The sequence below is a fragment of the Streptomyces sp. NPDC001717 genome, assembly GCF_042892775.1.
Lineage (GTDB): Bacteria > Actinomycetota > Actinomycetes > Streptomycetales > Streptomycetaceae > Streptomyces.
Genome location: NZ_JBIAUK010000028.1, coordinates 18,284 through 38,495 on the forward strand (window position 1 = coordinate 18,284; position 20,212 = coordinate 38,495).

General features: G+C 71.3%; 21 protein-coding genes. 14 read left to right on the forward strand and 7 right to left on the reverse strand.

Going from position 1 to position 20,212, the window contains the following annotated elements:
* Positions 1–193 precede the first annotated feature (193 nt).
* The 4 genes from ACFYZL_RS31640 to ACFYZL_RS31655 all read left to right on the forward strand — a co-directional run bounded on the left by ACFYZL_RS31640 (position 194) and on the right by ACFYZL_RS31655 (position 3,419).
* Positions 194–1,012 carry an NAD(P)H-binding protein gene (locus ACFYZL_RS31640; protein WP_384589359.1) on the forward strand — a complete coding sequence of 273 codons (819 nt, stop codon included), beginning with the start codon at positions 194–196 and terminating at the stop codon, positions 1,010–1,012.
* A gap of 130 nt (positions 1,013–1,142) precedes the next feature.
* Positions 1,143–1,778 (forward strand): hemerythrin domain-containing protein, encoded by a 636-nt coding sequence (locus tag ACFYZL_RS31645; RefSeq protein WP_388683746.1) that lies wholly within the window; start codon positions 1,143–1,145, stop codon positions 1,776–1,778.
* Positions 1,775–2,269, forward strand: a complete 495-nt coding sequence (locus ACFYZL_RS31650) for a DUF1772 domain-containing protein (protein ID WP_384749992.1) — start codon at positions 1,775–1,777, stop codon at positions 2,267–2,269. The genes ACFYZL_RS31645 and ACFYZL_RS31650 overlap by 4 nt, the downstream gene beginning before the upstream one ends.
* A 151-nt stretch (positions 2,270–2,420) precedes the next feature.
* Positions 2,421–3,419: an AraC family transcriptional regulator gene (locus ACFYZL_RS31655; RefSeq protein WP_384749989.1), complete on the forward strand. Its 999-nt coding sequence runs from the start codon at positions 2,421–2,423 to the stop codon at positions 3,417–3,419.
* Here ACFYZL_RS31655 and ACFYZL_RS31660 read toward each other — a convergent pair.
* From ACFYZL_RS31660 to ACFYZL_RS31685, 6 genes are all read right to left on the reverse strand, one after another.
* On the reverse strand, positions 3,405–4,055 hold the full coding sequence (locus tag ACFYZL_RS31660) for a 4'-phosphopantetheinyl transferase (RefSeq protein ID WP_384749986.1): 651 nt from the start codon (positions 4,053–4,055) through the stop codon (positions 3,405–3,407). The genes ACFYZL_RS31655 and ACFYZL_RS31660 overlap by 15 nt on opposite strands.
* Positions 4,052–4,888 carry an alpha/beta fold hydrolase gene (locus ACFYZL_RS31665; protein WP_388683751.1) on the reverse strand — a complete coding sequence of 279 codons (837 nt, stop codon included), beginning with the start codon at positions 4,886–4,888 and terminating at the stop codon, positions 4,052–4,054. Before ACFYZL_RS31665 ends, ACFYZL_RS31660 begins: the two co-directional genes overlap by 4 nt.
* Entirely contained in the window at positions 4,885–5,358 is a 474-nt protein-coding gene (locus ACFYZL_RS31670) for an SRPBCC family protein (RefSeq protein WP_384749981.1), read from the reverse strand. Before ACFYZL_RS31670 ends, ACFYZL_RS31665 begins: the two co-directional genes overlap by 4 nt.
* 110 nt (positions 5,359–5,468) lie before the next feature.
* A complete protein-coding gene (locus ACFYZL_RS31675) occupies positions 5,469–6,992 on the reverse strand; it encodes an FAD-binding protein (protein ID WP_384749978.1) in 1,524 nt (507 codons plus the stop codon).
* Positions 6,993–7,005: 13 nt separating this feature from the next.
* On the reverse strand, positions 7,006–8,559 hold the full coding sequence (locus ACFYZL_RS31680; protein ID WP_388683844.1) for a flavin-containing monooxygenase: 1,554 nt from the start codon (positions 8,557–8,559) through the stop codon (positions 7,006–7,008).
* Between the two features lie 19 nt (positions 8,560–8,578).
* Entirely contained in the window at positions 8,579–9,475 is an 897-nt protein-coding gene (locus ACFYZL_RS31685) for a class I SAM-dependent methyltransferase (protein ID WP_384589387.1), read from the reverse strand.
* Positions 9,476–9,680: 205 nt separating this feature from the next.
* On the opposite strand from ACFYZL_RS31685, the gene ACFYZL_RS31690 reads away from it, so the two are divergent.
* The 3 genes from ACFYZL_RS31690 to ACFYZL_RS31700 are packed head-to-tail and all read left to right on the forward strand — an operon-like array spanning position 9,681 to position 11,682.
* Positions 9,681–9,935 carry a hypothetical protein gene (locus ACFYZL_RS31690; protein ID WP_219665194.1) on the forward strand — a complete coding sequence of 85 codons (255 nt, stop codon included), beginning with the start codon at positions 9,681–9,683 and terminating at the stop codon, positions 9,933–9,935.
* 11 nt (positions 9,936–9,946) lie between these two features.
* On the forward strand, positions 9,947–10,933 hold the full coding sequence (locus tag ACFYZL_RS31695; protein WP_384749973.1) for a 3-oxoacyl-ACP synthase III family protein: 987 nt from the start codon (positions 9,947–9,949) through the stop codon (positions 10,931–10,933).
* Positions 10,930–11,682, forward strand: a complete 753-nt coding sequence (locus ACFYZL_RS31700; protein WP_384749972.1) for an SDR family NAD(P)-dependent oxidoreductase — start codon at positions 10,930–10,932, stop codon at positions 11,680–11,682. Before ACFYZL_RS31695 ends, ACFYZL_RS31700 begins: the two co-directional genes overlap by 4 nt.
* 193 nt (positions 11,683–11,875) lie before the next feature.
* Here ACFYZL_RS31700 and ACFYZL_RS31705 read toward each other — a convergent pair whose 3' ends face one another.
* Positions 11,876–12,769 carry a BTAD domain-containing putative transcriptional regulator gene (locus ACFYZL_RS31705; RefSeq protein ID WP_384748607.1) on the reverse strand — a complete coding sequence of 298 codons (894 nt, stop codon included), beginning with the start codon at positions 12,767–12,769 and terminating at the stop codon, positions 11,876–11,878.
* 196 nt (positions 12,770–12,965) lie between these two features.
* Here ACFYZL_RS31705 and ACFYZL_RS31710 point away from each other — a divergent pair, with 196 nt between their 5' ends.
* Genes ACFYZL_RS31710 through trpA form a run of 7 tightly spaced genes read left to right on the forward strand, consistent with a single transcriptional unit; the run spans position 12,966 to position 20,155 of the window.
* A complete protein-coding gene (locus ACFYZL_RS31710) occupies positions 12,966–14,177 on the forward strand; it encodes an aminotransferase class I/II-fold pyridoxal phosphate-dependent enzyme (protein ID WP_384748610.1) in 1,212 nt (403 codons plus the stop codon).
* A 56-nt stretch (positions 14,178–14,233) separates the two neighbouring features.
* A complete protein-coding gene (locus ACFYZL_RS31715) occupies positions 14,234–15,487 on the forward strand; it encodes a beta-ketoacyl-[acyl-carrier-protein] synthase family protein (RefSeq protein WP_384748613.1) in 1,254 nt (417 codons plus the stop codon).
* Positions 15,484–16,341, forward strand: a complete 858-nt coding sequence (locus tag ACFYZL_RS31720; protein ID WP_384748616.1) for a MaoC/PaaZ C-terminal domain-containing protein — start codon at positions 15,484–15,486, stop codon at positions 16,339–16,341. The genes ACFYZL_RS31715 and ACFYZL_RS31720 overlap by 4 nt, the downstream gene beginning before the upstream one ends.
* Positions 16,338–17,894, forward strand: coding sequence for an AMP-binding protein (locus tag ACFYZL_RS31725; protein WP_384748619.1), 1,557 nt, complete (start codon positions 16,338–16,340; stop codon positions 17,892–17,894). Before ACFYZL_RS31720 ends, ACFYZL_RS31725 begins: the two co-directional genes overlap by 4 nt.
* Positions 17,895–17,905: 11 nt before the next feature.
* Positions 17,906–18,163, forward strand: a complete 258-nt coding sequence (locus ACFYZL_RS31730; protein ID WP_376656250.1) for a phosphopantetheine-binding protein — start codon at positions 17,906–17,908, stop codon at positions 18,161–18,163.
* Between the two features lie 53 nt (positions 18,164–18,216).
* Positions 18,217–19,287 carry a hypothetical protein gene (locus ACFYZL_RS31735; RefSeq protein WP_384748622.1) on the forward strand — a complete coding sequence of 357 codons (1,071 nt, stop codon included), beginning with the start codon at positions 18,217–18,219 and terminating at the stop codon, positions 19,285–19,287.
* On the forward strand, positions 19,280–20,155 hold the full coding sequence (trpA, locus tag ACFYZL_RS31740; protein ID WP_388683761.1) for a tryptophan synthase subunit alpha: 876 nt from the start codon (positions 19,280–19,282) through the stop codon (positions 20,153–20,155). Before ACFYZL_RS31735 ends, trpA begins: the two co-directional genes overlap by 8 nt.
* Positions 20,156–20,212: the final 57 nt, after the last annotated feature.

Below are 20,212 nucleotides of genomic sequence, written 5' to 3' on the forward strand. Positions count from 1 at the left end.
CGGGTGCACACGGGGTCGAGGGCCGCTCGGGACGACCTGGCCGGGCCCCCCGGCGCGTGCCTACGATTCTCGGGCTCATACCGAAGCCGCACTTTCCCGGTCGTGCTCCGAGCGGACCACTCGTAGACGCACGCACATGGAACTGAGCTTTGTGGCTATGGCCCGTCTCACGAGACTGGAATTGACTGTACTCATGACTCAGAACACGAACATCACCCTCGTCATCGGCGGAAACGGCAAGACCGGCCGCCGCGTCGCCGAGAAGCTTTCCGCCCAGGGCCGCGAGGTCCGTATCGGCTCCCGCAGCGGTGTGCCCGCCTTCGACTGGCACGAACCCTCCACTTGGGTGCCGGCGCTCGAGGGCGTCGACCGGGTGTACGTGACCTACTTCCCCGACCTCGCCTTCCCCGGCGCCGCCGAGCAGGTCGCCGAATTCTCCAAGGTGGCCGTGGCGAACGGCGCGCGCCGTCTGGTCCTGCTGTCCGGCCGCGGTGAGGAGGCCGCGGAGGTCAGCGAGGAGAACCTGAAGGCCTCCGGCGCCGACTGGACCATCGTCCGCGCCAGCTGGTTCAACCAGAACTTCTCCGAGAGCTTCTTCCTGGAGCCCGTCCTGGCCGGCGAGATCGCCCTGCCGACCGGGGACGCCGTGGAGGCCTTCGTCGACGCCGACGACATCGCGGACGTCGTGGTGGCCGCGCTGACCGATGACAAGCACATCGGCAAGACCTACGAGTTGTCCGGTCCGCGCCTGCTCAGCTACACGGACGTCGCCGCGGAGCTGTCGAAGGCCACCGGACGTGAGATCAAGTACATCTCCGTCACCAACGAGGAGTACCGCGCGGTCCTGCGGGAGAACGACCTCCCGGAGGAGTTCGCGGACCTCTTCACCATGATCCTCGACGGTCGCAACGCGCACCTGGTGCACGGTGTCGAGGAGGCCCTGGGCCGCAAGCCCAAGGACTTCGCCGAGTTCGCCCACGAGGCGGCCGCCAGCGGGGTCTGGAACGTCTGACCCGCTCCACGAGCGCTTTGCCCACTGCCCGCCTGCCGGGCGGCGACTCTGGTACGGCCGCCGCCCGGCACGCAGGGCATTCGGGGAAGGCAACCGCGTCATGCGTACGACCGACCGGCAGGAGGCTCCTGTGCCCACTCCCAAGTCGTTCTCCAGCGAACACGGACTGGATTCACTCCCCCCGCACTTCCACGGCTTCGCCCTGATGCACATCGCGATGCGTCGCGACGCGGCACGGCTGCGCGCCGCCGCACCCGCGTGGAAGGGTTCGGGAGCCGAGTGGTGGCAGAGGTTCCGCGAGGTCGTCGAATGGCACCACATCAGCGAGGACGACGTCCTGTGGCCGGGACTGCGCCGCCGGGACGCCGACTTCGACGCGCAGGCACGCGAACTGCACGAGGACCACGAGGAACTGGACGCGGCCATGGCGGCCGTGTCGACGGCGATCGACCGCCGCGGCGAGGACCTCGTCCGGGCCGCGGCGACCTTCGAGGGCGTGCTGCGCGACCACCTGCGCGACGAGGAGCGGATCGTCTTCCCCGTCTTCGACCGGCTCGGCGAACGCGCCTACCTGGCCGAGGAACGCAAGCTGATCTCCAGCGCCCCCATGCGCGTGATGACGTACCTCCAGCCCTGGATGTTCGACGGTGCGGGCAGCCGCTCCGTCGCCTACGTCTCCGAGACGATTCCGCCGCCCGTCCGGCTGATCGGTGCGACGCTGTTGAAGAGGCGGTACGAGCGCACGCTGAAGGGAATCCTGAAGTGACCAGCACGACGACGCAATCCGTGACCCTGGTGGCGGCGACGGTGGGCACCGGCCTCATGGCCGGCCTCTACTTCGCCTTCGACATCTCGGTGATGCCGGGCCTCGGCCGCGGCGACGACCACACCTACGTGACCGCGATGCGGAACATGAACGAGGCCATCGACAACGGCCTGTTCGGCCTGCTGTTCCTGGGCGCCTTCCTGGCGACCGGGGTCGCGGCCACGCAGCAGCAGCGCGGCGGCCGGCCCGACGCGGCACGCTGGGGCTGGGTGGCCTTCGCGCTGTACGGGCTGTCGCTGCTCGTGACGGCGATCGTGAACATCCCCCTCAACAACCAGCTCGCGCGGGCCGGAGCGGACGTCTCGGCCGCCCGCACCCGCTTCGGCGGCCGCTGGACCTCCGGCAACGTCGTGCGCACGGTGGCCTGTACGGCGGCCCTCGCCGCGCTGGGCCGCGTACTGACCCTGCACGGCCGCGGATCGGCTGCGTAGGCAGCCCGGTGCACCACCGGTTCCACCCCCGTGAACGGCGCCCGCTCTCTCTCCGTCCCCCGCGGCAGAGCGGGCGCTTCGGGGTGCCCGCGGACGGTTTGCAGAGTTCGGACAGTCCGGAGAGTCCGGAGAGTCCGGAGAGGACGTACGCATGGACACGCTGACCGGCCTGCTGGAAGGGCCCAAGGCCCGGGGGGCCTTCCTCCTCAAGTCCGTCTTCAACCCGCCCTGGTCGCTGCGCGTCGAGGACCGGGCCCCGCTGTCCGTAGTGACGATGGTGCACGGTGACGCGTGGCTGCTCCCCGACCACGGGGAACCGGTGCGGATCCGGCCCGGTGACGTGGCCGTCGTACGGGGCCCCGAGTGCTACACGGTCGCCGACGCCCCGGACACGCCGGTGCAGATCACCGTCGGCCCGGAGCAGCGGTGCAGCACGGAGGACGGCGAGGACGTCACCGAGACCATGGCCCTCGGCGTACGCACCTGGGGCGCCGGCTTCCAGGACGCCGGCTCCGCGGTGATGCTCAGCGGCACCTACCAGGCGCCGAGCGAGATCGGCCGGCGGCTGCTGAACGCGCTGCCGACCATCCTCGTGCGGCCGGCCGAGGCCGCCGACAACACCCTGGTCACCCTGCTGACCTCGGAGATCTCCAAGGACGAACCGGGCCAGGAGATCGTCCTGGACCGGCTCTTGGACCTGCTGCTCATCGGGGTCCTGCGGACCTGGCTGGCGGCGCCCGGCAGCGGCGCCCCCGCCTGGTACCGCGCCCAGAGCGACCCGGTGGTCGGCCCCGCGCTGCGGCTGCTGCACGAGAACCCGGCGCACGGCTGGACGGTCGCCGAACTCGCCCTGAAGGTGGGGGTCTCACGGGCCTCGCTGGCCCGCCGGTTCACCGAGGTCGTCGGCGAGGCACCGGTGGCCTACCTGACCGGATGGCGCCTCGCGCTCGCCTCCGACCTGCTGCGCGAACCGGACGCCACGGTCGCGACGGTGGCCCGGCGCGTGGGCTACGGCTCGGCCTTCGCCCTTTCGACGGCCTTCAAGCGCGTGCGGGGGGTCAGCCCCCAGGAGTTCCGTACGGGCGCCGGCCCGGCCGCCGCGCCGGAGGCGGCGCAGCCGCCGCGCACGGTGGTGCTACCGGCCGGCTGAGCGGGCCACGGCCGTCAGGACGAGGTCCGGCCCGGCCAGCCAGCGGCCCTCGTACACCGGGTCCACGGGCGGCGGGACCGGTGGGCGCAGGGTGGTCGTGAAGGTGCCGTCGGGGGAGAGCAGCAGGGTGGCGTCGCGGAAGCCCAGCCAGATGCCCGTGGCCGGGTACCAGGCCTTGTACGCGGCCTCCTTCGCGGAGAAGAGGATCCGGTCCCAGGGCAGGGAGGGATCGGCCGCGGTGAGGTCGCCGAGGCGGGCGCGTTCCTCCTCGGAGGTGATCAGGTTCAGGACGCCCTTGGGGAGCGGGCCGGCCGGTTCCGCGTCGATGCCCAGGGCCGAGAGGGTGGACGAGCGGGCCGCCACCGCGCCCCGGTAGCCGTCGCAGTGGGTGATGCTGCCGACCACGCCCGACGGCCACTGGGGGGCGCCGCCCGGCCCCGGGAGGAGGGGGACCGGGCGGCGGCCCAGCTGGGCGAGGCAGCGGCGGGCGCAGGCGCGGGCCGTCGCGAACTGGCGGCGGCGGCGCGCCCGGCGGCCCTCCATCAGGGCCGCCTCGGCCGGGAACAGAGGAGCGGGCGCCGCGTCGTCGAAGGCTTCCGATGACGTGACGCCCGGGGGCAGGAGTTCCTCGATCATCGCGAGGCGAGTTCGGCCACCGCGGAGACGGCGAGGAGGGGGCGTTCCAGGGGGAGCATGTGGCCGGTGTCGGAGATCTTCTCGAAGCGGGCGTTGGGGAGGGCGTTCGCGAGGATCTCGGCCAGGTCGATGTCGATGACCTTGTCGCCCTCGCCGTGCAGGACGACCGCCGGGATGGTGACCGAGGCGAGGGCCCCGCGCAGGTCCCAGCCGCGGGTGCAGCGGAAGAAGTCCGCCCGGACCCGGGGGAGGGTCGCCGCGAACATCTGGCGGTTGACGTCGAGGAGGATGGGGTCGACCTTCTTGCCCATGGTGGAGCCGAGCAGCTTGCGGCCGAGCCACGGGCGGCGCAGCGCCTTGGTGAAGAGGGGGTTGCCCATCATCTTCACTTCGCTGTCGGGGGTGTCCTGGCCGTGCGCCGCCGTGCCCAGCAGCACCAGGCCGCGCAGCCGGCCCGCCGACGGCGAGGTGGTCGCGTACGAGAGGGCCGCGAAGCCGCCGCCCGAGTGGCCGACGACCACCGCTTCGCGCGCGCCGGTCTCGGCGAGCACCGCGGCCAGGTCGGAGCCGAGGCGTTCCACCGACACCGGGGTGCGGCCCTCGGTGGAGGCGCCGTGGCCGCGCTGGTCGTAGAGCACCACCCGGTGGCCGGCCCGGATCAGCCGGTCGGCGACCGTGCCCCAGGCCCGGCGGGCGTGCGCCCAGCCGTGGACGAGGACCACGTCGCCGGCCGGGGTCGTGCCCGACAGCGGGGCGAGGACGGTGACCGCGAGGTCGGCGCCGTCGTCCGTGCGGACCGTCAGTTCGTGGGTGAGGTCGGGAGCCGTGGTCACCGCGGGACCGCCGAGAGCTGACGGTCCAGCGACTCGAAGGCCGCCAGGGTGCCCTTGGAGTGCTCCGCGCCCAGGTCCGCGACCTTGGAGAGGACCTTCAGCCAGCCGTGCGGGGATCCGACGAAGTGCATGGAGATCCGGGTGCGGCCGTCCGCGAGGGGTTCGAGGCGGAAGCTGCTGGGACCCCGGAAGACGCCGTCCACGTACTCGATGTCCAGCCGGCGGCCCGGCTCCACGGCCACGGTGCGCGAGGTGAAGCGCAGCTTCAGCCCGCCCTTGTCGGAGCCCTTGGTGTGCACGGTGACGCCCACCAGGCCGCCGACCTCGTCGGGGGCGCCGGAGATGGTCTTGAAGGTGTTGGCCGGGACCCACCACTTCTCCCCGCCGCGGAACTCCGAGAGGAGCGCGTCCCAGACGGCGTCCGCCGGAGCGTCGATCACCGCCTCGTCGATCAGGTCGTACGTCGTCATGTCGAAGCCTCCAGGGGGTACGGGAAACGTCCGGAAAAGGAAGTGGCGGGGGCGGGATGGATCTCCCCGCCCCCGCCGCCGGTGCTCCACGACCGGTCAGGTTCCTGCTGTCAGGCGAAGAAACCCTGGCCGGGCGTGAAGATGTTGTTGGGGTCGAACTTCTTCTTGGCGTTCACGAAGCCGGTCCAGCGGTTGCCGAAGTGCTTCTGCCAGTCGGCGCCCGACATCGGGATGGAGCCCACCAGGTAGCGCTTGGCGCCCAGGCCCACCGCGATGTCGTACAGGCGGCGGTTCTGGTCGATCATTCCCTGGATGTTGGGCTCGCCCGGGTTGGGGAAGCGCAGCAGGTCGAAGAGGTAGACCACGGACTCGTTGGGCATCATCGCCAGCGGCCGCTTGATCTTCGAGGTGAAGAACGGGTAGAAGAGCAGGAACCCGCCGCCGAGGGAGTTCGCGTCCAGCTCCTGCTCGACCAGCTTCATGAACTGCTTGGTCTTCGACGCCGGCAGGAACATGCTGAGCCACGGCTTGGGCGTGTACCAGTGGCCGCCCTCCTTCAGCACCGCCTCGTAGCCGTCGAGCCGGAACATGTAGTCCCGGAACGACACGTCCTCGATGATCGCGTCCGCCCGGACGTCCTGCAGGCCGCACAGCAGCGTCTCGCGGTTGGGCGGGGTGGTGTTGTAGGTGGCGCCGACCTCCAGCTTGTAGCGCCAGCCCGACCCGTCCGGCTTCTGCAGCATCTCGCCCGCGTGGACCTGGAACCGGCCGTCGGCCAGCACCTTCTCCGAGTCCGCGAGGTACGTCTCGACGTTCGCGTAGAACAGGCTGAAGATGACGGAGCGCTTCGGCGCCGGGATCAGCTTGACCTTGACCCGGACGATGATGCCGACCTGGCCGCCGCCCGACAGGGCCGCGTTGAACAGCTCGGGACGCACCGTCGCGGTGGCCGTGACCAGCTTGCCGTCGCCCGTGATGATGTCGATGGACTGCACGGTGTCGCACAGCAGGCCGTAGCGCTGCACGGTGCCGCCGATGCCGCCGATGCTGATGGTGCCGCCGACGGAGATGTACAGGTAGTCGGGGAGCGCCGGCGGGGTCTTGCCCACCTTCAGGGTGGCGTCGGTCAGCTGACCCCAGGTCACGCCGGCCTCGACGATCGCGTGGTCGCTGCCGATCGACAGGATGTTGGACATGCCCTTGGCGTCGATGGAGATGCCGCCCGGGACGCGCGCCTGCCCGTACACCGAGTGCGACTCGATGTCGTTGCCGGTGCCGCCCTGACCGTTGACGGCGACCTTGATGCCGTTGGTGCGGGCGTAGTTGACGATCTTGACGATGTCGTCCACGTTGCCGGGCCGCAGGACGGCCCACGGCTTGCTCGGCGCCCCGTCGAAGAGGTGGCCGAAGTCGTTGGCGAAGGCCTCGACCCGGGCCGGCGTCGTCTCCAGTGTGCCGACCAGGCCCGGCACCGGGACGACGTCGGAGCTGCCGGCCTCGGCGGCCGTCGCCCAGGTCTGGGAGACGGTGTTCCAGCCGACGATCGCCACGGCCGTGGTGGCGATCCCGCCGAGGACCCGGCGACGGGACGGCTCGGCGGCGGTGCCCGCGGCGTTTCTCTGGGTGCTGCTCATCTGCGTACGTCTCCTACTGGTGAGGTACCGGCTTGGTGCTGCGCACCTGGGAGGCGAGCTGGTACTCGCTCAGGTCCAGGCGCTTGGTGCCGCGGCGGAAGCGCCAGGTGTACGTCGGGAAGATCGAGGTGTTGCGGCCGTTGGCGTCCAGGTACCAGCTCTTGCAGCCGCCGGACATCCAGACCGTGCCCTCGAGGTGCTGGTCGAGCTTCCGGTTGTAGGCGTCCTGCGCCTCCTGCCGGACCTCGATGCTGGCCAGGCCCCGCTTCTCGACCTGCTGGAGGGCGTCCACGATGTACTGGACCTGCGCCTCGATCATCACGGTCTGCGAGGAGTGGCCCAGGGCCGTGTTCGGGCCCAGCAGCATGAAGAGGTTGGGGAAGCCGGCGACGGTGGTGCCGCGGTGCGCGGACATGCCGTCCTTCCAGGTCTCGCGCAGCTGTACGCCGCCCTTGCCCCAGATGCGGCGCGCGACCGGGCGGTCGGTGGCCTGGAAACCGGTGCCCAGGATGATGGTGTCGACCTCACGCTCGACGCCGTCCGTACCGACGATGGACTTGGCGCGGACCTCCGCGATGCCGTCGGTGACGATCTCCACGTTCGGCTGCTGGATCGCCGGGTACCAGGTGTTCGAGAACAGCAGCCGCTTGCAGGCCACCAGGTAGTCCGGCGTCAGGCGCTTGCGCAGCGCCTCGTCCTTCACCGACTTCTCCAGGTGGTCGCTCGCCATCTTCTGGACCTTCTCGGCGAGCTTGGGGCGCTTCCAGAAGAACGCGAGGATCTCCCGGCCCCACATGTTGAAGCCGCGCCGGAACTGCTGGTAGCCGGGGACCGAGCGCAGCATCGCGGTGTGCCGCGGGGTGTTGGGCTTGTCAGGCTTGGGGCCGATCCAGGCGGGGGTGCGCTGGTAGAGGTCCAGGTGCCCGACCTCGGGCTGGATCGCGGGGACGAACTGGATCGCCGAGGCGCCCGTACCGATGACGGCGACGCGGCGGCCGGCCAGCTTGTGGTCGTGGTCCCAGTTCGAGGAGTGGAAGACCTTGCCCTCGAACTCCGACAGGCCCTTGATGTTCGGCACGGCCGCCTCGCTGAGGTAGCCGGTGCCGGTCACCAGGAACTGCGCGGTGTACTCGCCCTGCGAGGTCGTGATCTTCCAGTGCCGCTCGCCCTCGTCCCAGCGGGCGGCCTCCAGTTCGTGCCCGAACCGGATGTGCGGGCGCACGCCGAAGCGGTCGGCCGTATCGCGCAGGTACGCGTACAGCTCGTCGCGGGAGGCGAACGTCGACTTCCAGTTCGGGTTCCGGGCGAACGAGAACGAGTAGAGGTGGGACATGACGTCGCACGCACAACCCGGATAGCTGTTGTCGCGCCAGGTGCCGCCGACCTCGTCGGCCCGCTCGAACACCAGGAAGTCGTCGATGCCCGACTGCAGCAGTCGGATGGCGGTGCCCAGGCCCGAGAAGCCGGTGCCGATGACCGCGACCCGCAGGTGCCGGGTCGGGCCGCCGCCGCCGGGAGCCGCCGCGGTGCCCGTCAGCGCACCGCCGTCCTTGGCCGGGTTGAGAATGCTCGCCACGTCGGCCTCCTTAACGGCGCGTGATGGTGACGCGGAAGTTGTTGAAGAACTTGTCCTCGAGCGTGTACGCGAAGATGTCGAGGTAGCGCTCGAAGCGGGAGACGACCTCTTCGCCCTCCAGGGCCACGGCCTCGTCCCGGCGCTCGGCCAGGAGGACCAGCCAGGCGCGGCAGGCCATCGCGAAGGACTCGCGCTCGTTGACGATCTCGTCGATCTCGAAGAGACCCTCGGCGGCGGAGCTCAGCTCGTGCAGGTGCGGGATGTGGCAGCCCTCGAACTCGGAGCGCTGCAGGAACTTCAGGTCGTCGAGGAGCGCGCGGTTCATCGGCAGCGCCTCGGCGGTCATGGTGTGCAGCACGAACTTCGCGCCCGGGTTCAGGGCGTTCGCGATCTGCTGGAAGAAGTAGCGGTAGCGCTTGGTGCGCTCCTTCGGCGGCAGGTTCGAGGAGACGAAGTGCTCCAGCGCGTTGATGCAGAACGCCGCGTCGTACTTCTCGCTGTCGTCGGCGACCTTGTAGTCCGCCCAGCTCTGGACCAGCGTGGTGATCTTCGGGTTGTTCAGCCCGTCGATGAACGCTTCCTGGGTGCGGGACAGGGTCAGGCCGACGGCCTGCTCCGCGCCGTGCACGGTGGTGAGGCGGTTGAGCATGGTGCCCCAGCCGCAGCCGACGTCCAGGACGCGCTTGGTGGAGCCGGCCTTGACGCCCGCGAGCTCGGCGAACTTGTCGAGCTTGCGCTCCTGGGCCTCGTCCAGGGTGGCGACGAGGTCCTCGCCGTCCTCCCAGTAGCCGCCGGAGTACATCATCGTGGGGCCCAGCAGGAGCCGGTAGAAATCGTTGCTGACCTCGTAGTGGTGCCTGATCGCATCGACCTCGGGGTCCACCGACTTGGGGGCGACCGTTGTCATCCTGATCCTCTTTCCTGCGTGTCCGGCGGGCCGTATTTCCGAATTCGCGTCAGAGAAAACCGGATGCCCCGCAAGGCGTGCGCAAGACGGGCCGGTTTCACGCCACCGTCCGGTGTTGCGCCTTCCTTGCGGGGGCGGAGCTTTTATCGCTCTCGAAAACCAGACACGCACTGCCGAGTTGCATTGCCGAGAGAGGACCGACCCCATGTCGCTGCCCACCATCGAAGAACTGGCGAGCCAGCTCGAGGCCGTTTCGGGTGCCGCGGAGGTCAGCCCCGACGCCCCGCTCCAGCACATCGCGGACGTCGACTCGCTGGACCTGATGGAGTGGCTGTACGGATTCCAGAACCAGTACCCGCACATCCCGGCCGACGAGTCCCTCTTCGCCGACCTCGACGACACGACCACGCTGCGTGACGTGTACGCGAAGATCGTCGAGCTCGTCCCGGCTCAGGCGTAGCGAGGGGTGACGTGACCGGCTTCGACATCACCGGGTGGGGCATGTCCGTACCCGAACGCATCGTCACCAGTGCCGAACTCGCCGAACGTTTCGGCGTGGACGAGCACTGGATCACCAGCCGCTGCGGCATCCGCGAGCGGCGGGCGGTCGACCCGGGTCAGACCACCGCCTCCCTGGCCGTCGAGGCCGGCCGGCGTGCCCTGGAAAAGGCCGGCCTGACCGGCGCCGACATCGCCCACCTCATCGTCGCGACCGCCACGCCCGAGCAGCCGTCCCCCGCGACCTCCGCGTTCGTCCACCACGAGCTCGGCATCGCGGGAAGCGCGCACGACGTCAACTCCGAGTGCGCCGGCTTCGTCTACGGGCTGGTGTCCGCGATGGCGCTGATCGCCATCGACCCCCGTCCGATCCTGCTGATCGGCTCCGACACCCACACCCTGACGGCCAACCCGGCCGACCGGGACCTGTCCATCCTCGTCGGCGACGGCGCGGGCGCGATCGTCCTGCAGCCGGGCTCCGAGAACCGGGTCAAGGCCTGGAACCTGGGCGCGGACGGCTCCTGCACCGGCTCCCTGAAGGTGCTCGCCGGCGGCAGCCGGATGCCCACCACGCAGGAGACGCTGGACGCGGGCCTCCACTACGCGCAGATCAACGGCAACGAGATCTACCTCAACGCCGTCCGCTACACCGTCCGCACGGTGCGCGAGACGCTGGAGAACGCCAAGGTGGACGCGGCCGACATCGACCACGTCGTACCGCACCAGGCGAACATCCGGATCATCAACTCGATCCTGTCGCACACCGGGCTCCGCCAGGAGGCCCTGATCACCAACCTCCAGAAGTACGGCAACACGGCCTCGGCGTCGATCCCGATCGCGCTGACCGAAGCCCTGGAGGAGGGCCGGATCAAGGCCGGCGACAAGGTCCTGCTGGCCGGCTTCGGAGCCGGCATGACATGGGGTTCGATCCTGATGGAATGGGGCGGTGTCGCGGCATGAGCAAGAACAGTGCGGGTGTGCGGCCGGACTCCCCGGTCGCGCTCGTGACCGGCGCCTCGGGCGGCCTCGGCCAAGCCCTGGCGCTGGAGCTGGACGCGCTGGGGTGTCGGGTCGCGGTCCACTACAACAGCTCCCGGGAGGGAGCCGAGGCGGTCGCCGAGAAGCTGACCAACCCGTCGGTGCTCGTCACCGGTGACGTCGGTTCGTGGGAGGCCACCCAGGCCCTCTACCAGCAGATCTCCGACGAACTCGGGCCGGTGGACGTCCTCGTCAACAACGGGGCCATCCGCAAGGACAGCCTGATGGCCATGCAGAACCCGGCGGACTGGGCGCAGGTCATCCAGACCAACCTGATCGGCTCCTTCCACACCGCCCGCGTCTCGGTGCCGTACATGCTGCGGCAGCGGTGGGGCCGCGTCATCAACATCGTGTCCCCGTCCGGCATCATCGCGACGGCCGGACAGACGGCGTACTCGGCGTCCAAGGCCGGTCTGATCGGCTTCACGCGGACCCTCGCGTCCGAGTGTGGCCGGCGTGGAGTGACGGTCAACGCGCTCTCGCCCGGCTTCATGATCACGGGCATGACGAACACCCTTCCGGACCGGGTGATCGAGGGCATGGAGGACAAGGCCCCCATCCCGCGGTTCGTCACGGTCGAGGAGGTCGCGCGCAGCGTCGGGCTCTTCCTGGACCAGGACTGCATGACCGGCCAGGTCATCAGCATCGACAGCGGGGTGTCCATCACCTGACCCCCGAGGTCGTCCCCCTCGGCTCCGGCCTCCCACCCCCCGGGGAGGCCGGAGCCGCCGTTCGTTCCCGACAGGCCCTGGGAGGGGTGGGGCGGGCGTGCCGGTGCATCGGCGTATCGGCGTATCGGCGTATGGGCGCATGACGAAGGCCGCCGCCGCGGGAACCTCCCGCGGCGGCGGCCTTCGTCGTACGTCAGGCGGCGGGGGAGGAGGCCACCCGGTGCGTGACGCAGCCGGTGGCCCGTGAACGGGTGCCGGGCGCCCGGTGGTCCACCTCGAAGACCCCCATCAGCACCGGGTCCAGGCAGGTGCACGAGCGCGGGGCCGGCCTGGGCTCCGGAGTGCGCAGCAACTCCAGGTAGGCCGCCTCCGTCTCCGGGGCCGGATCGATGCCGAGCTCCTCGGCCAGTACCTCGCGCAGCTGCTGGTAGCTGCGCAGCGCCTCCGCGCGGTTGCCGGCCCGGGAGTGGGCCGTCATCCGGCAGCGGTAGGCGCTCTCCCGGAACGGGGCCCGGCGCACCGCCTCCTCCGCGTAGCGCAGCGAGTGGTGCTCGTCGCCCAGCGCCGAGGAGGACAGGCTCGCGATCTCCAGCGCCTTCAGGCGCAGTTCCTCGAGCTGCTCGCGCATCGCGTCGACCCATTCGCCCTCGTGGGAGGGCAGGAACGAGCCGCGCAGGTTCGACACCGCGCCGGCCGCGAGCTGCCGGGAGACCGCGTAGGCCCCCGTCGCGTACGCCTCCGCGGCCTCCGTCACGGCTATCTCCGCGCACTCCACGTCCACGGCCGCGTCCTGCGGCAGTCGCAGGATGTAACGGCCGCCCTGCGCGATGAGGGGAGTGACCCCCGGCTGGTCACCGGGCGTCGTGACGAACGTGCGTACCCGGCTCACGAGGCTGCGCAGCGCGGAAGCCCAGGTGTCCGGCAGGCCCTCGGGCCAGATGGTTTCGGCCAGTTGGTCACGGTCCGTACCCCCGGCGCGCTCCATGAGCAGTCGTGCGAAGGCCACCTGGGCCTGGGCGCTCGACAGGTGTTGTGGCGGTGCTCCGTCCGGCTCGATCGTGACAAGGCCTACGAGTCTGATCAGCACTATGCACTCTCCGAAACGGTCGTCATCCGGCCGAGTCCCCCAAGGTCGTGCGATTCAGAGAATAGCGGCGGACCGCTCTTGCGTCGCTCTTGCGCCCCCCGAGCCTTAATGGAATTCCACTAGAGCCGAGCCGGAAAAACGGCGGAGCAACGATGGAGTTCCGGGTCAGCCGGACGATCACGACGAGGAGAAGAACGTGAACTCATCCGCTGCCTGGAAGCGCTTGGAGCCGAAGCTGGCGTATTTCCGCGACCGCGTCGCGCAGCTGGAATACGAGCCCAACCGGAAGAACAGCTTCGTCGCCTACACGGCCGAGCGGGACTCCGCGTACGCCGACCAGGACGGCCGCCGGCTGCTGATGATGTCCGGTTACTCCTACCTCGGCCTCGCCGGCGACGAGCGCGTCGTCGCGGCCGCCAAGGCCGCCGTCGACCTCTACGGCACCGGGAACCACGGCGTCCGCGCCCTGGCCGGGACGACTCCCCTGCACGAGGAGCTGGAGGCGGAGGTCGCCAAGGTGGCCGGCCGCGAGAAGGCGCTGGTCTTCGGCTCCGGCTACGCCGCGAACACCGGCACCGTGGGCGCGATCGTCGGCCCCGGCGACACCGTCTTCATCGACAAGTACGACCACGCGAGCATCGTCGACGGCTGCAAGCTCTCCGGCGCCAAGGTCGTCCGCTTCCGCCACAACGACGTCGCCCACCTGGAGCGCCGCCTCGCCACCGCCCCCGACACCGGCGTCCGCCTCGTCATCGTCGACAGCGTCTACTCCATGGACGGCGACATCGCCCCCCTGGTCGACCTGCGCAAGGTCTGCGACGCCCACAACGCGCTGCTGATGGTCGACGAGGCCCACGCGCTCGGCGTCATCGGCGCCACCGGCAAGGGCATCGAGGAGCACTTCAACCACGAGGTGAAGGTCGACGTCAAGCTCGGCACCCTCTCCAAGGCCATCCCCTCCATGGGCGGCTGGGTCGCCGGCTCCGCCGAGTTCATCCACCACCTGCGCTACGCGGCCCGCCCCTTCCTCTTCTCCGCGGCCCTCGGCGGCGCCCAGACCGGCGCGGCCCTGGAGTCCCTGCGGATCCTGCAGCGCGAGCCGGAGCGCGTCGAGTTCATCCAGAAGGAATCCCAGCGCTTCCGCGACACCCTCAACGAGGCCGGGATCAGCACCGTCGACAGCGAGACCGCCGTCGTCCCCGTCATCGCCGGCTCCGACGACGCCGCCTACGACCTCGCCACCGTCGCCCGCAAGAACGGCGTCATCGGCCTCCCCGTGGTCACCCCGGCCGTCCCCAACGACCTGGCCCGGCTGCGCATCGCCATCACCGCCGCCCACACCAAGGCGGACCTCGAGTTCGCGGCCGAGGCCTTCATCAAGTCGGCGCGCGAGTGCCGGATCATCTGACCGCCCTCACGACGACCGCCCTCACGGCAACCGTTCACACGCTTTAGGGAGCAGACATGCCTGGACCGTCCAGGGGCAGTTCGGCGCGGCCGCCCGTAGCCATCACCGGCATGGGCGTGGTCACCCCCGGCGGGTGCACCCCGGACGAGCTGTGGCAGACGCTGCGGGCCGGCCGGTCCACCGCCGCCGAGCTCACCCACTTCGACCTCAGCCGCCACCGGGTGAAGATCGGCTGCCGCGTCCGCGGCCTCGACGGCCTCGCCGGGCTCGTCCCGGCCAAGGAAGCCCGCCGGATGGACCCCTTCGCCCACTACGGAACGGCCGCGGCCCTCGCCGCCCACCTCGACGCCGGATCGCCCACCGCCGAAGCCGGCCGCACCGCCATCGTCGTCGGCAACGCCGTCGGCGGGCGCGCCACCAGCGACCTGGAGTCCGCCCACTTCACCGAAGGCGGCCCGGCCAGGGTCAACCCGCTGATGCCGCTGATGACGATGCCCAACGCGGCCGCCGCGCACATCGCCATCCGGCTCGGCTGGACCGGCCCCGCCCTCACCGTCGCCAACACCTGCGCCAGCGGCGCCGACGCCATCGGACACGCCCTGATGCTCCTGCAGACGGGCCGCGCCGACCTCGTCATCGCCGGCGGCGCCGAGCACACGCTCACCCCGGTCACGCTGGCCGGCTTCGGGAACCTCAACGCGGTCTCCTTCCGCAACGACGACCCGGAGCACGCCTCGCGCCCCTTCGACAAGGACCGCGACGGCTTCGTGATGGGGGAGGGCGCAGGGTTCGTCGTACTGGAACGGCTGGACGACGCGCGGGCCCGCGGCGCGAAGACGTACGGCCTGGTCGCCGGGTACGCGGCCACGGCCGACGCCCACCACCTCGCGATGCCGCTCCCCGACGGCGCGCAAGCCGCGGCCGCCATGGCCGACGCCATCGCCGACGCCGGCCTCGACCCCTCCGACATCGTGCACGTCAACGCGCACGGCACCTCGACCCCGCACAACGACCGGACCGAGGCGGCAGCGCTGCGGAAGGTGTTCGGCACCTCCCAGCCGCCCGTCACCGCACCGAAGTCGGTCATCGGCCACCTCATCGGCGCCGCCGGGGCCGTCGAACTCATCGCCACCGTGCAGGCCATGCGGCACTGCGAGGTGCCGCCCACCGCCAACCACGAACAGCTGGAGCCAGGAATGGACATCGACGTCGTGCACGGCGCACCCCGCGCCGTGCCCTCGGGACCCGCGATCACGAACTCCTTCGGGTTCGGCGGCCACAACTCCTCCGTGGTGGTGACGCCGGTATGACGCTCCTGTCGCTTCCCTCCCCGGTCCGCACGCTCACCGTCACCGAGCCCCAGATCACCGACTACCGCGGCGCCGCCCGGCGCGGGCTGACCACCGCCCGCCCCGGCCAGGCCTCGCCCGTCCACACCTTCGTCCTCGCCCACACGGTGGCCGAGCAGACCGTCGCCGCGTTGACCGAGGCCGAGCCGGGCCCGGTGTCCGTGGTCCACCTCGGCCAGGACATCCGCACCCAGCGCCCGGTCCGGCCCGGCGAGGAGGTGACCGTACGCCTGGACGTGCTCGGCATACGCAAGGAGCCGCGCGGCGCCCGGATCGCGCTGCGGGTCCGCCTCATCGGCGAGGACGGCCCGGAGCCCTTCGCGGAACTCGTCATCTCCGCCCTGCTGGTCGGCGCCACCCTGCTGGAGCCCTTCGGCGACATCGCCGGCGGCCCCGCCGCCCCCACCCCGCTCGGGGCGGGCGAGCCGCAGACCGCGGTGCACGAGCTGACCACCGACTGGATCAGCACGTACGCCCACGCCTCCGGCGACCTGAACCCCATCCACCTCGACGAGGAGGCGGCCCGCGGGGCCGGCTTCGACACCGTCATCGCCCACGGCATGAGCGTCGTCGCCCTCGCCGTGGAGGAGGCGGTCGACCGCTTCGCGGACGGCGACTCCGCCAAGGTGCGCGGCCTCGGCTGCCGCTTCTCGGCCCCCGTGCCACCCGGCATCCCGCTGGAGATCACCCTCCAGCCCGACGCCGAGGCCCGCGTCGTCCGCTTCACCTGCAAGACGCCCAAGGGCGCCGCCGTCAAGAGCGGCTGGATCGAGTTCGACCGGCCGGCCGCGCCGGAGGCGGGTGAGGCGCCGTGACCGGGATCCCGACCACAGCCACCATCCCCACCACTCCCGCCGTCGAACTCGGCCTCCTGGGCGGCTTCCTGACCCAGGTCCGCGACCGGCCGCACGCCACCGCCCTCGTCTTCAACGGCGAGGAGACCACCTACCGCGAGCTGTACGAGCTGGCGGGGCAGGAGCGGGACCGGCTCGCCCGGCTCGCACTCGCCCCCGGAGTGCCGGTCGGCGTCCTCGCCGACAAGTCCCCCGCCACCGTGGCCCTCGTACTCGGATGCCTGCTCTCCCGCCGGCCGCTGCTGCTCCCGTCCCCCGCCCTCGCCGACACCCTGCTCGCCGATCTCTTCGCCCAGGCCGGCTGCGCCCACGTCCTCGCCCCCGGCGGCGAGACCGCCCGGGTCGCACCCAACCCGGACGTCGCCGCACAGCCCCTGCCGGCCGACGAGGCCGCCGACACGGCCTTCATGCTCACCACCTCCGGCTCCACCAGCCTCCCGAAGATCGTCCCGATCACCCTGGACGCCGTGGACCGCTTCACCCGGTGGGCGGGCAACGCCTTCGGGATCGGCCCCGACCGGACCGTCCTCAACTACGCCCCCCTCAACTTCGACCTCTGCCTCCTCGACGTGTGGACCACCCTGGCCCGCGGCGGACGCGTGGTCCTCGTCGACCCGGCGCTGGCCGCCCACGGCCGCCACCTCAGCGACCTGGTCCGGCGCCACGAAGTGCACGTCGTGCAGGCCGTACCGATGGCCTTCGGGCTCCTCCAGGACGCCGCCGCCAAGACCGGCGACACCTTCCCCGGCGTCGAGCACGTGATGTTCACCGGGGACGCCATCCCCGACCGCACCTTCGCCGCCCTGCCCGCCCTCTTCCCCAAGGCCCGGATCCACAACATCTACGGCTGCACCGAGACCAACGACAGCTTCATCCACGAGGTCGACACGTCGGCCACCTCCTTCCCGCCCGTCCCCATCGGCCGCCCGCTGCCGGGCGTGCACACCCTCGTCCTCGACCCCGACACCCTCGCCCCCGTCGAAGGGCCCGGCAGCGGAGAGCTGTTCGTCTCCACGCCCTTCCAGACCCGCGGCTACCTCGACCGGACCCGGCACGCCGACAAGTTCACCGGCCACCCGCTCGGCCTCGACGACCGCCGCTGGTTCCGCACCGGCGACCTCGTACGACGCGACGCCGCCGGCACCCTGCACCTGACCGGCCGCACCGACTTCCAGGTCAAGGTGCGCGGGGTCGCCGTCAACACCGCCGAGATCGAACGGGTCCTCCAGGAACACCCCGAGGTCCTGGAGGCGGGCGTCGCCGCCCTGCCCGACCCGATCGCCGGCAAGCGGCTCGTCGCCGGAGTCCAGCGGGCCCCCGGATCCACCCTGACCGGCCTGCAGCTGCGTACGCACTGCGCCCGGCACCTGCCCAGGGCCGCCGTGCCCCACCAACTCACCCTCACCGACGTGCCGTTGCCGAAGACGGCCACCGGAAAGGTCGACCGCAAGGCGCTCGACCGGCTCGACCAGCTGAGCCTCACCACCACACCCGTCGCCTCACCTCTCGTCTAAGGAATGCAGCCATGAGCAACGTCGACACCATCAAGAACTTCGTCATCACCGAGTTCCTCCCGGGCACCCCGGCCTCCGAGCTGGCCGTCGAGCACGACCTCCTGAACGACGGGGTCATCGACAGCCTGGGCGTCCTCAAGCTGATCGCCTGGGTCGAGGACCGCTTCGAGCTCGCCATCGGCGACGAGGACCTGGACCCCAACAACTTCCGCAGCGTCGAGGCGATCGACACCTTCATCAGCCAGGCCCGCAGCACGGCCGCCGCCTAGGCCAACCACCCACGCGACCCGAGGGCCACGACGTAGACGAGACGGAGACGACCGTGCACGACGCACTCACCGGTCTGCTGGAGCAGAAGGCTCCGGTCGACCGCGAGACCTGGCGGTCCTGGTGGGACCAGCTGGGCGCGGGAGGCCTCGACAAGGCCGAGGTCCTCGCCCTGCTGGCCTCCCTGACCAGCCGGCTCCCCGACCACCAGACGCTGCGCCACCTGCTGGACTCGCTCGCCGAGCGCCGGCCGGCGGCCACGGTGACCACCCCCTGGGAGGGCACCGTGAACGTCGTCGGTACCGGCGGCGGGCCCAAGACCTTCAACATCTCCACCGCCTCGGCGTTCGTCGCCGCGGCCGCAGGGGTCAAGGTCGTCAAAACCGGCTCCCGGGCCTACACCAGCTCGCTCGGCTCCGTCGACCTGCTGGAACGGCTCGGAGTCCGTCTCACCTCCTCGTACGCCCAGACCGAGGACACCCTCGCCGCCTTCGGGATCGCCTTCGCCGGGCCGTTCGTCTACCCGGCGCAGCTGACCCGGCTGGCCAGGACCGTGGCCCCGACCAGCATGAAGCCCTTCGGCCGGTTCCTGAACGCCCTGGGCCCCTTCCTCGCCGACCTGCCGGTGACCGCCCAGGTCACCGGGGTCTCGGCCGCCGCACCGATCGACACCCTGCGGGAGCTCGCCGCGACCACCACGACCCGCCGCATCTGGCTCACCACCAACGACACCGGCGCGGACGAACTGCTCCCCTTCGCCACCAACACCATCCACGGGGACCGCTCCCCGACCCGGATCATCCGGCCGGGCGAACTCACCCCCGGCGACGGCTCCTTCGGCGACCTGCGACCGGCCGCCGACCCGGCCGGGGCCGTCGAGCACTTCCTCTCCGTCCTCTCCGGGGCGGCGGGCCGGGTGGCCACCCGTACGGTCTGCCTCGGCGCGGCCGCCCTGGTGGTCGCCGCCGGCGCCCGCCGGGACTGGCCCTCCGCGGTCTCGCTGGCCGAGGAGGCCATCCGCTCCGGCGCCGCCCACGACCTGGCGCAGCGCCTCGCGGCCGCGACCAAGGCTCCGGCCACGGCACCGGCTCCGGCTTCGCGCACCCTGGCGGTGGCCAGTGTCTAGCCTCACGGCGGCGGGGACCCTCGCGGCCCCGACCGCGGCTGCCGCTCCCGCCCCCGCTCCCTTCTTCGCCCGCCGCACCCCCGGCGGGGTGCCCGGACTGGCTCTGTTCCTCAACGCGGGGGACCCGCCCCTGCCGGCCTTGCGGGACCTGGTCCTGATGCTCGACGAGGAGGGCGTGGACTGCCTGGAACTGGCCGTCCCGTTCCCCGACTCGTTCACCGACGGACCGGTCGTCCGGCGCTCGGCGCGCCGGGCCCTGGACCGGGGCGGGGCCGGACTGGACGACGTACTCGCCTTCATCGCGGACGTACGGCCGCACCTGTCGCACCTGCGGATCGCCCTGCTCGCCGACTGGAGCCACTCCCTCAAGCACCGGGACCTGGCCGCCACCACCCGGGAGATCGCCGCATCGGGAGCGGACGGACTGCTCGTGCACGGGCTGCCGCCGAAGCTGCGGGCCGAACACCTGGAGTCCGCCGCGGCGGCGGGCCTCCCCGTCGTCACCACCTGCTACGCCAAGAGCGACCCCGGGACGCAGGCGCTGGCCGCCGCACACGCCTCGGCCTACCTCTACCTCGTCGCCCACTACGGACGCAGCGGGACCGTACCCGCCGAAGGCCATGCCGCGCTGGCGCGGACGGTCACCCAACTCCGGGCGCACACCGACTCCCCGATCGCCGTCGGCTTCGGGGTCAGCACACGGCAGGACGTCGAGGCGGTCGGCGCGGCCGGCGCCGACGCCGCGATCATCGGCTCCGCCGCGGTGGCGGCCGTGGAACGGGCGCAGGAGGCCGGCCGCGACGTGACCGACGCCTTCCGCGAGTTCGTCCGCTCGGTCCTGCCACAGGAACCGCACCGCACCGCCTGACCGGTACCGATCCACCAGAAGAAGGCTCCACAGAAAAAGGCTCCACCCCTCATCCGG

What these genes read in the sequence shown, in the direction of transcription:
- ACFYZL_RS31640 (WP_384589359.1), top strand. Translation starts at nt 194, where the DNA reads ATGACTCAGAACACGAACATCACCCTCGTCATCGGCGGAAACGGCAAG.
- ACFYZL_RS31655 (WP_384749989.1), top strand. Translation starts at nt 2,421, where the DNA reads ATGGACACGCTGACCGGCCTGCTGGAAGGGCCCAAGGCCCGGGGGGCC.
- ACFYZL_RS31660 (WP_384749986.1), bottom strand. Translation starts at nt 4,055, where the DNA reads ATGATCGAGGAACTCCTGCCCCCGGGCGTCACGTCATCGGAAGCCTTC.
- ACFYZL_RS31670 (WP_384749981.1), bottom strand. Translation starts at nt 5,358, where the DNA reads ATGACGACGTACGACCTGATCGACGAGGCGGTGATCGACGCTCCGGCG.
- ACFYZL_RS31675 (WP_384749978.1), bottom strand. Translation starts at nt 6,992, where the DNA reads ATGAGCAGCACCCAGAGAAACGCCGCGGGCACCGCCGCCGAGCCGTCC.
- ACFYZL_RS31685 (WP_384589387.1), bottom strand. Translation starts at nt 9,475, where the DNA reads ATGACAACGGTCGCCCCCAAGTCGGTGGACCCCGAGGTCGATGCGATC.
- ACFYZL_RS31690 (WP_219665194.1), top strand. Translation starts at nt 9,681, where the DNA reads ATGTCGCTGCCCACCATCGAAGAACTGGCGAGCCAGCTCGAGGCCGTT.
- ACFYZL_RS31700 (WP_384749972.1), top strand. Translation starts at nt 10,930, where the DNA reads ATGAGCAAGAACAGTGCGGGTGTGCGGCCGGACTCCCCGGTCGCGCTC.
- ACFYZL_RS31715 (WP_384748613.1), top strand. Translation starts at nt 14,234, where the DNA reads ATGCCTGGACCGTCCAGGGGCAGTTCGGCGCGGCCGCCCGTAGCCATC.
- ACFYZL_RS31720 (WP_384748616.1), top strand. Translation starts at nt 15,484, where the DNA reads ATGACGCTCCTGTCGCTTCCCTCCCCGGTCCGCACGCTCACCGTCACC.
- ACFYZL_RS31730 (WP_376656250.1), top strand. Translation starts at nt 17,906, where the DNA reads ATGAGCAACGTCGACACCATCAAGAACTTCGTCATCACCGAGTTCCTC.